General features: G+C 62.4%; 12 protein-coding genes. 6 read left to right on the top strand and 6 right to left on the bottom strand.

What is annotated here, in order from left to right; all coding sequences use genetic code 11:
- Window positions 1-35 precede the first annotated feature (35 nt).
- The gene (locus AC04SG_RS17195; RefSeq protein WP_488552002.1) at window positions 36-1,241 is read left to right on the top strand and encodes a hypothetical protein; all 1,206 of its coding nucleotides are present in this window, start codon (window positions 36-38) and stop codon (window positions 1,239-1,241) included.
- 46 nt (window positions 1,242-1,287) lie between these two features.
- Here AC04SG_RS17195 and AC04SG_RS17200 read toward each other — a convergent pair whose 3' ends face one another.
- From AC04SG_RS17200 to AC04SG_RS17210, 3 genes are all read right to left on the bottom strand, one after another.
- Window positions 1,288-4,713, bottom strand: a complete 3,426-nt coding sequence (locus AC04SG_RS17200; RefSeq protein ID WP_488552003.1) for an acyl-[ACP]--phospholipid O-acyltransferase — start codon at window positions 4,711-4,713, stop codon at window positions 1,288-1,290.
- Window positions 4,714-4,806: 93 nt separating this feature from the next.
- Entirely contained in the window at window positions 4,807-5,094 is a 288-nt protein-coding gene (locus tag AC04SG_RS17205; RefSeq protein WP_488552004.1) for a YiaA/YiaB family inner membrane protein, read from the bottom strand.
- Window positions 5,095-5,159: 65 nt separating this feature from the next.
- Window positions 5,160-5,846, bottom strand: a complete 687-nt coding sequence (locus AC04SG_RS17210) for a PspA/IM30 family protein (protein WP_488552005.1) — start codon at window positions 5,844-5,846, stop codon at window positions 5,160-5,162.
- A 108-nt stretch (window positions 5,847-5,954) separates the two neighbouring features.
- Between AC04SG_RS17210 and AC04SG_RS17215 the strand changes: the two genes are divergently transcribed.
- The 4 genes from AC04SG_RS17215 to AC04SG_RS17230 all read left to right on the top strand — a co-directional run bounded on the left by AC04SG_RS17215 (window position 5,955) and on the right by AC04SG_RS17230 (window position 9,434).
- The gene (locus AC04SG_RS17215) at window positions 5,955-6,563 is read left to right on the top strand and encodes a TetR/AcrR family transcriptional regulator (RefSeq protein WP_488552006.1); all 609 of its coding nucleotides are present in this window, start codon (window positions 5,955-5,957) and stop codon (window positions 6,561-6,563) included.
- A 103-nt stretch (window positions 6,564-6,666) separates the two neighbouring features.
- Window positions 6,667-8,631: an acyltransferase family protein gene (locus tag AC04SG_RS17220; RefSeq protein ID WP_488552007.1), complete on the top strand. Its 1,965-nt coding sequence runs from the start codon at window positions 6,667-6,669 to the stop codon at window positions 8,629-8,631.
- Between the two features lie 302 nt (window positions 8,632-8,933).
- Window positions 8,934-9,113, top strand: coding sequence for a hypothetical protein (locus tag AC04SG_RS17225; RefSeq protein ID WP_488552008.1), 180 nt, complete (start codon window positions 8,934-8,936; stop codon window positions 9,111-9,113).
- Between the two features lie 84 nt (window positions 9,114-9,197).
- A complete protein-coding gene (locus AC04SG_RS17230; RefSeq protein WP_488552009.1) occupies window positions 9,198-9,434 on the top strand; it encodes a hypothetical protein in 237 nt (78 codons plus the stop codon).
- 32 nt (window positions 9,435-9,466) lie between these two features.
- Here AC04SG_RS17230 and AC04SG_RS17235 read toward each other — a convergent pair whose 3' ends face one another.
- Both AC04SG_RS17235 and AC04SG_RS17240 read right to left on the bottom strand, forming a co-directional pair.
- Window positions 9,467-10,432, bottom strand: a complete 966-nt coding sequence (locus AC04SG_RS17235) for a GNAT family N-acetyltransferase (protein WP_488552010.1) — start codon at window positions 10,430-10,432, stop codon at window positions 9,467-9,469.
- Between the two features lie 598 nt (window positions 10,433-11,030).
- Entirely contained in the window at window positions 11,031-11,513 is a 483-nt protein-coding gene (locus AC04SG_RS17240; RefSeq protein ID WP_488552011.1) for a hypothetical protein, read from the bottom strand.
- Window positions 11,514-11,818: 305 nt separating this feature from the next.
- Between AC04SG_RS17240 and AC04SG_RS17245 the strand changes: the two genes are divergently transcribed.
- Window positions 11,819-12,151 (top strand): DUF4286 family protein, encoded by a 333-nt coding sequence (locus AC04SG_RS17245; protein ID WP_192254873.1) that lies wholly within the window; start codon window positions 11,819-11,821, stop codon window positions 12,149-12,151.
- Between the two features lie 171 nt (window positions 12,152-12,322).
- On the opposite strand, the gene AC04SG_RS17250 is transcribed toward AC04SG_RS17245, so the two are convergent.
- Window positions 12,323-12,505 carry a hypothetical protein gene (locus AC04SG_RS17250; protein ID WP_192254874.1) on the bottom strand — a complete coding sequence of 61 codons (183 nt, stop codon included), beginning with the start codon at window positions 12,503-12,505 and terminating at the stop codon, window positions 12,323-12,325.
- Window positions 12,506-13,068: the final 563 nt, after the last annotated feature.

Raw genomic sequence — 13,068 nt, forward strand, 5'->3', positions numbered from 1 at the left:
CGCCGTTTCACGCTCAAGCTGATGGCAGCGGAGCCATGAGTTTCGACGACACACTCGTCGCCGACACCATCACCTCGCTGGCGGCGCTGTTCGGCCTGCTGATCGTGATATCGGTCGTCGGCGGGCGCGACGATGGGTTGTCGCGCCGCTTCCTGTTTGGGTTGCGTGTGCTGGCGGTGCTGCTCGCCTGCCGCATTCTGGACTGGACGACCGGCCTCGTCCTCTTCCGCTTCGTCACCATCGCGGCAGCGGGCCTGCTGCCGCTGGCAGCTCTTTTGCTGACTGAGGGCTTGCTGCGCCGGCATGCGCCGTTTGCGCTTAAATTCTTCGCCGCAAGTGGCGCCCTGCTGTTCCTCCTGCTGGCTCTGATCCCGGAAAGCCTTGCAGAGCCATGGCGGATGGCGATGCTTCTGGCCTTCCAGTTCGGTGGTTTTGTCGCCATCGGCTGGCTGGTGATGACGCGCGATCGCGACAGCCTGTCGGCGGCCGAGAACCGCACCGTGGAGCGCATGGCGCTGTCGCTGCTGCTGATCCTTCCGTTCATGGTCACCGACTATCGGCCCGGCCTGTTCGAAGTGCCGGTGCGGCTCGGCGGGATCGCCATCCTGTTCCTGTGCTGGCTGACCATTGGTCTCGGGCGGGCGAGCCTCGGCCACCGCGACACGATCGGCGCCTTTGCCGTCATCGCGCTGAGCTCGGTGTTTGCCGGGCTGGCGCTGGGCGGCATCGATGATCTCGGCTGGCGCGGCAGCGTGCAGGGCGTGGTGATCGTGCTGTCGGCGACGCTGCTGGCCGTCATCTACAATGACAGCGTCAGCCTCACCGCCGAAAAGCGCCGCGACTCGCTGCTGAAGCACATGGCCGAGGGCGACCTGACGGATTCCGCGCGCTTCCTGCGCGGCCTACAGCACCATATCCTCGTCGACGGCGCGCTGATCCTGCCGGCCGCCGACCTCGGCGATTTCGACCTGAAGGTGCTGGCGCGGGCGCTGGAACAGGCGCCGGTGCGCTCGCTCGCCGACGTGCAGCCGGATGCGCCCGTGGACGAGGACATACGCGAGCAACTGGCATGGCTGTTCGAGAAATACGAGGCGACGCATGTGCTGCTGGCGACACTCGAGCCGTTGGCCGTGGTCGCGCTCAACATGCCGGCGCTGGCATCGTCGCCCGGCGTGGAAATGGAATTGCGCGCCGTGCAGCGCATGGCGATGCTGATCGCGCAGCGGGAGGCCGTGACGTGACGACAAGAAGGGCCGGCGTTTTGTGCCGACCCGTCTTGTGAGTGGATCAGGCGGCCTTGGTCTTCAAGGCCTCTTCGTCGCGCACCATCTTGGTCACGGCGGCGAAGTCGAGCTTGCCGGAGCCGAGCACCGGCACTTTTGGGACGACGCGCACTTCGGCCGGCACCATCAGGTCCATGGCGCCGTTGGCCTTGGCGTAGGCAAGGAACTCAGCGCGGGTCGCACCGGGTGCCTCGGTGATAAGGATCAGCTTTTCGCCCTTGCGCGCATCCGGCACGGTGGCGACCGCCGACAGCGTACCTTTCCATAATTCACCCGCCAGCGCTTCCACCGCCGCCAGCGAGATCATCTCACCGCCGATCTTGGCAAAACGCTTGGCGCGGCCGCGAATGGTGATGAAGCCACCCTCGTCGATGGCGACGACGTCGCCCGTGTCATGCCAGCCGTCTTCGAGCGGCTCGAGCACGCCGGGTTTCTCGGCCCGGAGATAGCCGGCCATGACATTGGGACCGCGCACGAACAGCCGGCCGCCATCGTCGACGCCAGGCACCGGGTCGAGGCGATATTCCATGCCGGGCATGATCTTGCCGACGGTTCCGGAGCGGTTGTACATCGGCGTGTTGATCGAGATCACCGGCGCTGTTTCGGTGACGCCATAGCCCTCGAGGATGCGCACGCCGAACTTCTCCATATAGGTCATGCGCGTCGCTGCCTTGACCGGTTCTGCGCCGGCAAAACAATAGCGTATCGAGCGGAAGTCGTAGGGGTGCGCGGTGCGTGCATAGCCCGAGAGGAACGTATCGGTGCCGAAGATGATCGTCGCGTTCGAGCCGTAGATCAGTTCGGGCACGAGGCGGTAGTGCAGCGGCGAGGGGTAGAAATAGACCGGCACGCCCGCGATCAGCGGCAGTACCGTGCCCGCCGTCATGCCGAAGGAATGGAAGATCGGCAGCACGTTGAAGACCTTGTCGCCCGAGTGGAAGTCGATGCGCGACGCCGCCTGGGCGGCATTGGCCAGGATGTTGCGGTGGGTCAGCACCACGCCCTTGGGCGTGCCTTCCGAACCCGAGGTGAACAGGATCACCGCAGGATCGTCGGGCTTGCGGGCAACGCGCGGCGTGCTTTTGCGCAGCAGGCCCAGGAGCTTGTCCTTGAGGCCAATGGTGGCGCGCAAATCATCGAGCCAGACGATGTTCACCGAGCGGCCGAGCTCCTCGACCACGGCGCCGAGTTTTGCCTGTTCGATAAAGGCGCGCGAGGTGAGCACGGTCTTCACCTCGGCGGCCTTGCAGGCGGAGAGGATGTTGGCGGCGCCGGCGGTGAAGTTCATCATCGCCGGAACCTTGCCGGAAGACATGACGCCGAGCAGCGTCGCGCAGGAGCCGTTGGCGTTGGGCAGCATGATGCCGAGCGTCTGCTGGCCGGCGTAGAGGTTCTTGAATTTCTCGCCAAGCACGGCAGCAGCCGTCAGGAGCTTGCCGTAGCTCAGCGAACCGGTGACCGGGTCCTGCACGGCGAGCTCTCTCATGCCGCGTTCGGTGGCGGTCTGGATGATCTTTTCCAGCACTGTCTTGTCGATGTCCTGGGTGCGGAAGACGAGGTCCGACATCACCTGATAGAGGGCAGACCCGGCCGCGGCGCGGCGCTTGCGGCCCTTCAGCTCCGGCGGCACTTCGAGCTTGACAGGCTCCAGAATGGTCACCTTGACCTTTGGGAACAGCCGGCGGCGCACATGCTGCGAGCTCAGCCGCGAGAAGTAGGTCTTCTCCAACCCGTCGATACGCACCGGCACAACCATCGAGCCGGTCTTGTCGGCGACCATGGCAGCGCCGTCATAGACCTTCATCAGGCCACCGGTGACAGTAATGCGGCCCTCCGGGAAGATGACCAGCGGATCGCCGCCCTGCACGACCTTGATCAGCGTGCGGGTGGACATCGGCTTGGCCGGATTGAGCGGCAAAGCGCGTGCAAGTTTCATGAACGGCTTCATCCACCAGGCCTGGGCGATGAAGTAGTCGATAGCGAAGACCGGCTCCTCGTCGGTCAACGTCAGCGCCAGCGGACCGTCGAGGAAGCTGACATGGTTGAGCGCCAGGATCGGCGCCTTGCCGGCTGCCTTGAGGTTGTCCATGCCCTCGACCTCCAGGCGCAGGAAGGCGCGGAACAGGATGGAGACGAAATCGCGGAAGGGGTTGGTCGGCAGGAATTTCAACATCAGCCAGGCAGCAATCGCATTGGCCGCGGCGAGGCCGAACAGAATGCCACCGGTGGAGACTTTGGTCTGGATCACGGCGACAATGACACCGCCGACGGTCATGAAGCCGGCATTGACGATGCTGACGGCGGCGACGACGCGGGCGCGGCGCGCCTCGGGCGACCAGGCCTGCACGGCGGCAAAGGTCGGCACCACCAGGAAGGCGGCTGCAATGGCCATGCCGGCGAGGTCGATGGCGACCCGGATCGTGTTCGGGCCGGCGAAGAATGCGCCAAGGGTTTCTGCCTGGGGCGAAGGCGTCATGCTCCATATGGTCCAGGCCAGATGCAGGCCGAACAGCGCCAGCAGCGCCGTGCCGACCGGTGCCGGCAGAAGCACGATGCGGCCCTGCGACATCCAGGCGGCGATGGCCGAGCCGATGGCGATCGAGACCGCGAAGACCGCGAGATAGACGGTGACCGCCATCTCGTTGCCGCCGAGCGAATCCTTGACCAGGGTCGGCAGGATCGACAGCACGATGGCGCCGATCAACCAGAACCACGAGGTCATCAGGCCGGCGCGCCAGATGCGCATGTCGGTGCGCAACTCGGCAACCTGACGCCAGGTCGAGCGGAAGATGTTCCTGTCGATGACGAGGTCGGGCGCCGCCGAACCGGTGGATGGGATGTAGCGGCTGACGAGCCAGCAGCCGACGGCGAGCGCCATCATGATCGGTCCGAACACTGTGACGCCGATGCCATCGGCGGAAACAACGCCGCCGGCAATGGTGCCGCCGAGGATGGCGGCAAAGGTGGCGGACTCGATCCAGGCGTTGGCCTTGGGCAGTTCCTTGCGCTCGAGGTGATCGGGCAGGATGCCATATTTGATCGGCCCGAACAGCGCCGAGATGATGCCGAACATCAAGAGCGCCACCATCAGCACGGGAATGGACGACAGCGCGATGCCGACGACGGAGACACCCGCCGCGGCGATCTCGGCGAATTTCAGTCGCTTGGCGATAAGCGCCTTGTCGAAGCGGTCGGCAATCTCGCCGCCAAGCGCGGACAGGAACAGGAAGGGGGCCATGAAGACGGCACCCGCCAGAGTGACCAGAGACGCCGCCTGATCCGCCGCCAGCGTGAACAGAATAAGGAACACCAGCGTGTTCTTCAGGAAATTGTCATTGAAGGCGGACAGGAACTGCGTCCAGAACAAAGGCGCAAAGCGCCGGGATGTCATCAGATGAGCTGTGGGACGGTTGATCGGGGCGATTTCCATAGCGGCGACTTCCATTGGGCAAGACCGGTGAAATCCTGTTGGGATTGATCAGCGGTCTTGCGCGGTTTGAGCCTTGTTTTAGCGGGAACCCGGTTACACTTCGTTACTGCGGCTGACTTCCATCAGCAGCTTCTCGGTCTTGGCGTCTTCCAGCCGGTTGATGAAGCGGCTTGCCTCTTCCGAGTCACGCAACGTCTTGGTGATGGTGATCGAGGTGTGCACGAGCATGATGGCAGCCATGGCGTAAAAGCCCTTGGCGGCGAAGCTCGCCTCCATGAAGTAGATGCCGCCGGCCATCATCGCGGCGGCAACGACGAAACTGGCCATGGTGAAGGTCTTCCAGGCGCTTGAATCCTTGGGAGAATAAGTGTTCGGGGTCATCGGTATAATCCTTTCGTTTCAGGGTTAGGTTGGTTGGGCACGGGTCTGTTTCAGGCCGGATACAATCAGGCCGGCTTGGCCATCGTCTTCGTCAGCCGTTCGAGCACGGCGTCGGCGCTGCTTCTGAGCGGTGCCCCGCAGCCGGCGGCCGCCAGCTTTTCGCTGACCGCGGCCGGATCGCCCGATTGCTCCATCTCGGCCATGGCAGCCGCGGTGGCGTCGATCTGCTTTTGTCGTGTGCGCAGGCGCAGCAGCGTCTCCTCGGCGTCCTTGAGCGCCGACAGGCTTGAGCCCGGCGCGCTTTCGCGCAGGCGCTGGGTCGAGTCGACCGCGGCAACGATGCGCTGGCCGCGTTGCAATTCACGCAGGCGCATTTCAGAGACGCGAATAATCCGCTTCAGCCGTTCGATCTCGGTGCTGAAGCTCTTCTGCGCCTCGCTGGAAGCGTCGCGTTCGGCTTCCAGCATGGCGATCGTTTCGGCGGCCTCGCGGGCCAGTTCATTCTGTCCCTGCTCGATCGCGGCGATGGTGCGCTTCTCCAAATCGTCGATGCGGACGACCAGTTTCTTGAACTGCGCGACTTCCTGTTCGTTCTGGGCGATGGCAATTGCGACCGCCCGGCGGGCAGCGGCGATGGCGTCGGCGCAATCGCGGATCTGCTGGCGCAGGATCACCAGCGCGTTGCGGTCGACGACCGCCTCGGCGGCCTCGTAGCTGCGGCCGCGAACGAGAGCAAAAAACTGTTTCAACATTCCCGTTTCTCCTCTATGAACGTTGTTCACGAACGCAACGTAGCACATCGTGAACGACGTTCAAGAGAAAAATGAACGGTGTTCATGAATGTCGGAGCAAGACGGTTAATGACGGCAAAACGGGACGCCAAACGCGAGGATCTCAAAGGCAGGCTGATCGAGGCCGCGCAAGCGCGCATCCGAGCCTCGGGGCTCGCCGGCCTGCGCGCACGCGACATCACGGCCGATGCCGGCTGCGCGCTGGGTGCGCTCTACACCGCCTTTGCCGACCTCGACGAGCTCATCCTGCACGTCAATTCGATTACGCTGGCGCGGCTGGGAGAGGCCTTGCAGCAGGAGGCGACGGGCGCCGCAGAGCCAAGGGCGAGGCTGAAGGCGCTGGCCAAGGCCTATCTCGGCTTCGCCCGCGACAACCGCATGACATGGAAGGCGCTGTTCGAACACCGCATGGCGCCAGGCGTGGCAGTGCCCGAATGGCACCTAGCCGAACATGCGGTGCTGATCCAGCATCTGGTCGAGCCGCTTGCCCAGTTGCTGCCCGCGTTGGACACGCCGGACCTGCTGGCGCGCGCCCGCACCCTGTTTTCAGCTGTCCACGGCATCGTCGCCATCTCGCTCGAAGACCGGTTCATCGGGCTGGCGCCCACCGACCTCGAAAGCGAGCTGCTGGGTTTCGTCGACACGCTGGTGAGCGGGCTGGAGGGGGAAAGGCAATGAGCTGCCGCGATCGGCCCTTGCCTCACCGCTCTCTGCCCTTATGAAGACCGTCGTGCGGACTGGCCTGTTGATTAAGGCCGGCTGAAACTGTTGGGGACATCAGGTGACAATTAATCAGGAACGTCGGTTTCGGCCCGAAATACAAGGGTTGCGCGGACTGGCCGTCACTCTGGTCGTCATCTTTCACCTGTGGACCTATGTTCTTCCCGGTGGATATATCGGCGTCGACGTCTTTTTCGTCATCTCGGGCTATCTGATCACCGGCTTGCTGGCGCAGATGGCGCTGCGCGACGGTCGCGTCTCGGTGATAGAATTCTATTCGCGACGGATTCACAGGCTTCTGCCGGCAGCGATCCTCGTGCTTCTGGTGACGCTGCTCGGCACGCTGCTGTTCATTTCCAAGGCGCGCTGGGAGGAAACCGCCAAGCAGATCCTGGCCAGCGCGCTCTATGTCGAGAACTGGCGTCTGGCCCACGAGGCTGTCAGCTATCTCGACGCCGACAATCTGCCGACGCCGGTGCAGCATTACTGGTCGCTTTCCATAGAAGAGCAGTTCTACATCGTCTGGCCGGTGCTCATTATCGGCGTGATCTGGCTGGCGCGGCGATGGCCCATCTCCTTGAAACGATGCCTGGCGACGACATTGTCGCTCGTTTTCGTGGCATCGCTGGTCGCCTCGGTTGTCCTGACGAAAACAGACCCCGCCCAGGCCTATTTCGTCAGCCATACACGCCTGTGGGAATTGGCGCTGGGCGGTCTGCTGGTGCTTGGCGAGCACCGGTTTCGATTGGGCGCGGGTACAAGGCGGCTGATGGCGCTTGCTGGCATCGCCGGCATCCTCGCATCCGCTTTTCTGTTTTCCGCGGCAACACCGTTCCCCGGCGTCAGTGCGTTGCTGCCAACCTTGGCCACCGTGCTCGTCATCCTGGCCGGCGGAGCCCAAGCCGGCCGGTTTCGTGGGCTCGATTTGTGGCCGCTTCGTTTCATCGGCGATCGGTCATACTCGATCTATCTCTGGCATTGGCCACTGATCACATTCTTCCTGGGACAGGGCCATTCGCCGACATTTGCCAGTGGGGTCGGCCTGATTGCGGTGACCCTGGTCCTGTCGGACCTGTCTTATCGCTATGTCGAACAACCTTATCGACAACCCCGGGGCGGCGCGTGGTGGAAGCCGCTGGGATACGGCACCATCGCGGTCCTGGCATGCGTGGCGGCATCCCAGGCGCTGCTGCATTTTGTGACGACGCAACGCACCGACATTACGCTGATTGGCACGCCTGCCTATCCTGGGCCCGCCGCTCTGGTGACCGCCGCCGCGGTTCCGGACGGTGTGGACCTGCTGCCGCCGTTGGCCCGGCTAAGGCGGGACGTGTCGAGTTTGTTCGCAGCGGGCTGTCAGCAGAACCTGAAAGGCGCCAAACCGGTGGGATGTGTGCTGGGCGATCCGGCCGGCGCGAAAACCATCGTCCTCGTGGGAGATTCTCACGCTGCCCAGTGGGGTCCAGCCCTGAACAAGATCGCCAAGGACCGCAAATTCAAGCTGGTTTCTTTCTCGAAATCCGCCTGCGCATTCGCGCGTGCGCCCACCATGTCGGACGGCAAACCGTATCCATCTTGCTACGAGTGGCGAGAGAAAGTGCTGGCCGAAATCCTCAAGATCAGACCGTTCGCTGTTATCACCAGCCAGTCCAACGCAGGGTCGGTTCCGGATGACCTGATGATCGAAGGGCTGCGCGACGTCTGGAGCAGACTGACGGAGGCGGGCTCCCGGATCATCGTCATCCGCAACACGCCCTTGATGGCATTTGACCCCGGCGATTGCCTGCGCGCCACGCCTGTAAAATGCTTCACCAAAAGAAGCGACGCCGAGCTCAACGACGTGTTGGCGCTTGCTGCAGAGGGTCAGAAAAATGTGCGCGTCGTCGATATGACCGACGCCATGTGCGGGCCGGAACTATGCCCGGCGGTTGTCGGCAATATGATCGTTTGGCGCGACAATGGTCATTTGACGGCCACCTATTCGCTTGCGCTCGCGCCCTATCTCGCTCCCAGGCTCGGGCTCTGACGCAATTCCCGAGAGGAAAGCGCTAGGCGCTTTTCCGAATAAACTGACCGAATGGCTAAGGCAGGGGTGTCAGACCGGGCGCAGGGCGTCCTAAAGGGAGCTTAAGCCAGCGTCACGTCGAGCTATTGGCCGGCGCCGTGTCCGAAGGCGTTACCCCTCGAATACATGCTGTCCATCATGCGAAACGATGAAGAAGAAGAGAAGGGTCGTGCTTGGGCCGCAGAGAAGCAGCCCCATACATCCATCCCAGGCCAGCACCGATCGCACGACCCATCGAGATTGAATTACCCGACACGAGCACGATGGATGGGATCAATAAGGCGCTGGCATGTCTTGTCACCGCCACAGCGCAGGGCAGGATTGCTCCCTCGGAAGCGCAAAGCATTTCTGCTCTCATTGAGGCCCAGCGGAAGGCGATTGAAACAGGCGATTTGCTGGAGCGCCTGGAAGCGCTTGAAGCTTCAATGGCACGGAAGGAATAGCGATGCTCTGATATCACCAGCGGCTACTGGAACTCGAGCGCCTACGTAGGCAGACGGGAGTGCGTCTGACAAAGGGGAATCGCGATGCCATCGCTGATTGGATGGACGCTCAACATCGGGCTGCTGTGGAAGCCGCGTTCCGCGCTGATCTGTAGCTGGTGGCGGAGCAGTCGATGGCGCTTGCGCGGTCGGCAGCGCCTTGAGGCTGTCGCCAGCAACAGGAACACGGCTCAGAAACACGTCTGGTGGGCAGTTATCGTGCTGCTGAGCGCCGATGGCGTCTGCACCACCGAGATCATGCGCCGGAACCGGCACCTCTGAGACCTGCGCCTGCCGCTGGCAGAAGCGCTTCACTAGCGCCAGTCGTCGAGCACGAAGACGCCGGCGCGACTGTAACCCGGCTCATTGGGCCTGTGCATCGTGACCCCTTGGATTTCGGTTCGAAAGCCACGCCCGACCAAGTGCTGGTACGCCTCGTGGCGGGCCATGTTCACCCCGGCCAGCAGCTTGGGCATCCCCTCCGCTACGGCAAGTGCCTCGCAGGCATGCAGCAAGCTGTCGAAGGTCTCCCCAGCCGCCGATCCTGGACGCGCGGTCCCGAACTTGATGAAGCAAGCACCGTCGCCTGCTTCGCTGCGCGGCCCATGGTGGCACACGGCAAAACCCTCCAAGCCCGCACCCGCCGTATCGCCGAGCAGGACCGTCTCCCCAAGCTCCTGCGCCTCTACGGCCTGGATTTCCGCCCCCAGGTCGAGCCCGTCGTAAAGGGCGCCGGTCAGGTCACGGCAGGACTTCAGGCATTCCACTCTCTGCTCCTCTGTCAGATCGGAATACCGCGACCAGCGCACCGGCTCGGTCTGGTCGTGACGGACCGGCGCCGACATGATGGCCGTGAGGAAACGAGCCCAGTAGCCGTACTTCTGGTACAGGCCCACGTGCTTGGCGCTCTGGGCGAAGGTGAACAGGCCTGCATGCCGCGTGCCCCATTCATCGAAGCTCGCCGTGACGGCCTCGACGAGCCGCGCGCCGATGCCCTGGTCCCAAAGGTCGGGGCGGATCGTCAACGGTCCGAAGAAGCCGACGCTGCCCCAGCGGGTTGCGAAGTTGGAGCCCACCAGTTCACCGCCCACTTCCGCAGCGAAGGCGGCGACGTAGGGCGCCTGCCAGCGGCCGCGTACGTAGTCGCGGTCGGACCAGAACGTCTCTGGTTCGGGTGCTCCCAAGAAGTTGCCAAAGGCCAGCCGGAAAATTCTTTCGGCTTCCGGCAGATCGGTCTCGGCTAGCGCGCGGATGGCTACGCTCGGTGCAGCCGTTCCCATATCGCCCTCCCTGGTTCGCTAAGGTATGCAGCGCCCGATGCGCTGCCCAAGGGCGCTGCGGTCGGGCCGAATTCTACTCTTCTCCAGAGGGATAGTCACGTCGCATGGGAGATGTCGGCCACCGGATCGGTGCTCTGGCGTTTGGTACCATCCGTCAGGCTTCTGCCACTAGCTTGTCAGCAATTTCAGTGTGGTCGATCTGAGCCGCGTTGAAATTTCCGGTAGAGCTGATCAAATATCAGTCCGACGACCTGATCAAACGCTTCGAAATTCCGGTCCACGCCAGCCCCCGGGCTTCAAAAAATGTCGTGCAGTTCACGGTGTTGCCGAAGCGATTGCACGTCGTTGTTTTTGGCTGACTATTTTGCATGGTGGAAATGGCCGCGTTCGCTCTGGCAGATGCCCTGCCGCGCGACGAATTGGACTCGTTCTGGATGCATTGGGCCATGGCTGGGGTTCTTGGCTCGAAGCCGTAGGAGGCGCATTGAGGGCGCCACGAAACGAAGGCCGCCATTGACCTTCGAGGGACGGAACGCCGTTGATGAGATTTCGGGAACGTTCTGGAAAATTTCTAGCGCTATCGAAGCCCTGAAGGCCGTTACTTCCTCGGCGTCTGAGGTGGCTCTAGTGGGACATAAGGTGTCCTCGGCTCCTTACCGGGCGGCCGAGAACGCGGCGCCGCATCACCGGGCGCGCCGAGCGATTTGATATAAAGATGCAGCGAACGCATGTCGCTCTCGGCCATAGCTTGGACTTGGTACCAAGGCATTGGCGGCATTGTGAACCTGTTCTTGAGGTAGTCTACCCATTTGTCCTCCGTATACACTCTCGCCGATTCCCTTAGATTTGATGCATAGGTCGTGCCCCAGGGACCCCGCCAGCCCACGGAAGAGCCCTTCAACGCCTTCTCCGTATCGATTTTCCCCTCGGCTTCACGGTATCCTTCCGTATGGCAGAAATGGCAGCCGCCGATGATCGAAATATACAAACCGCGTTCGACGGAAACCTCATCGGCCGCCAGTAGTTGGCTGGATGGCACGATGCACAGAGCGACGGCCGCGCAAAGATCGATTGTTCGCATATTCGCTGCCTCCCCTTGACTGATTGCCGCCCATCATACCGGCGATTAGCGGCCCGACAGTCGCTCGGGGGTGACCTCCTGGCTATCGGGCCTACCGGCATTCTGTCACTGCCGGATGACCGCAATATTAGCAGTTTCTTATAGGTCCGCTCGCGTTAATATTAGCGGCGAGCAGGGAGCGACACCCCATCGACAAGCCGGTGACGACCTACATCGTCAGCGTGTTCGAGAAGCCGCATTGGCGCAGGTTGCTGACCACCAAAGGCCAAAAGTGGATGAAATAACCGAAGGGGAGGACTGACCGAATGAGCAGACATATCTTTGCCGTCCTGACCAATCCTGTCGAGGGACGTGAGGCCGAGTTCAATGGCTGGTACGATGATCGTCACGTGCATGACATATTAAAACTACCCGGACTGGTTTCGGCCCAGCGCTTCAGGCTGAGTCCCGAGCAAAGCGCGGCGACTCCCTATCGATATCTGGTGGTCTACGAGATCGAGACGGACGATCTGGCGGAGACCATTCGCGATTTAAAGGCCAAGGACGGCACAGACGAGATTCCGGCCACTGCGGCGCTGGCCAGTGGAGTGCTGGCGAGCTTCTTCGAACCTATCGGACCGTTGGTGGTGCGCCGCTGAAGCAAGTGGCCGGACATATCCCGCCCGGTGTTATCGCCCTGATCCCCGCATAGGGATCATAAAGGGCCTTGCTCCCTCTTGGCCCTAGTTTGAGTCCGCTGTCTCCCCGGCAGCGGACCCGACGCATTCAGTGATCGCCGGCATCCTCTAAACGCAAATTGCCCAAACGACTTAACTGCCTCCTGCTTTGCTGAATACAACCGTGCCGTCGTCTTTGCGAACTTCAACCGCCACGATACCGGACTTTCGATCCGGAAAGGTCGACAGCGCGTGGTCCTTCGCAGCCTTCTCGGTATCGAAGGGCGTCTTCTCCACGATGCCCTTTTTACCGTACCAAATCACCGTGTAGGCCACCGCTGCGGCGCTCCCTCCACAGGCGCTTTGATCGTGCTAGCCAGGAATTCAACGGGTGCATCCAGCCCTTTGATGGCAGCGTGAAGGGCACCAATAGCCGCCGCCAGATGGTCTTGCCCTTTGCCATTGTCGTTTGCAAGATCGGTGCGTTGAGGCAGCGACATAATGAGCGAACTATGCGCCTTGTCGTGGCATCGGTCTATCGGGGATATTTGTTGCCGGCGCGATACGATTTCATAGCGCGGGACAGGCCTGTCAGGTTACGGCGACCGGCAATTGAAGCGTCCCGTAGTGGGCCAATAGGCTTGGCACCGCAAGTGCACTGACGGTGATGTGGGCTGGGGTAAGTCCCCGTCGTTTCGCAAATGAAGCGGCGGGCTTTCCGCTTCTCGCTTCTGTCTTGCTCAACCCAGGTGTGATCACGGCGGCAGCTGCGCAAGCCGCCGGACTGCAATACTTGCGTGTTTGCTAAAATGCTAAAATAATGTGCGGCGGCACACCGAGCAGGAGGCGGAGGAGACCATTCCGGACGCCGCAAAACAGCCGCTCGGGAGCAACGGTAA

The organism is Mesorhizobium sp. CNPSo 4684 (assembly GCF_057784315.1).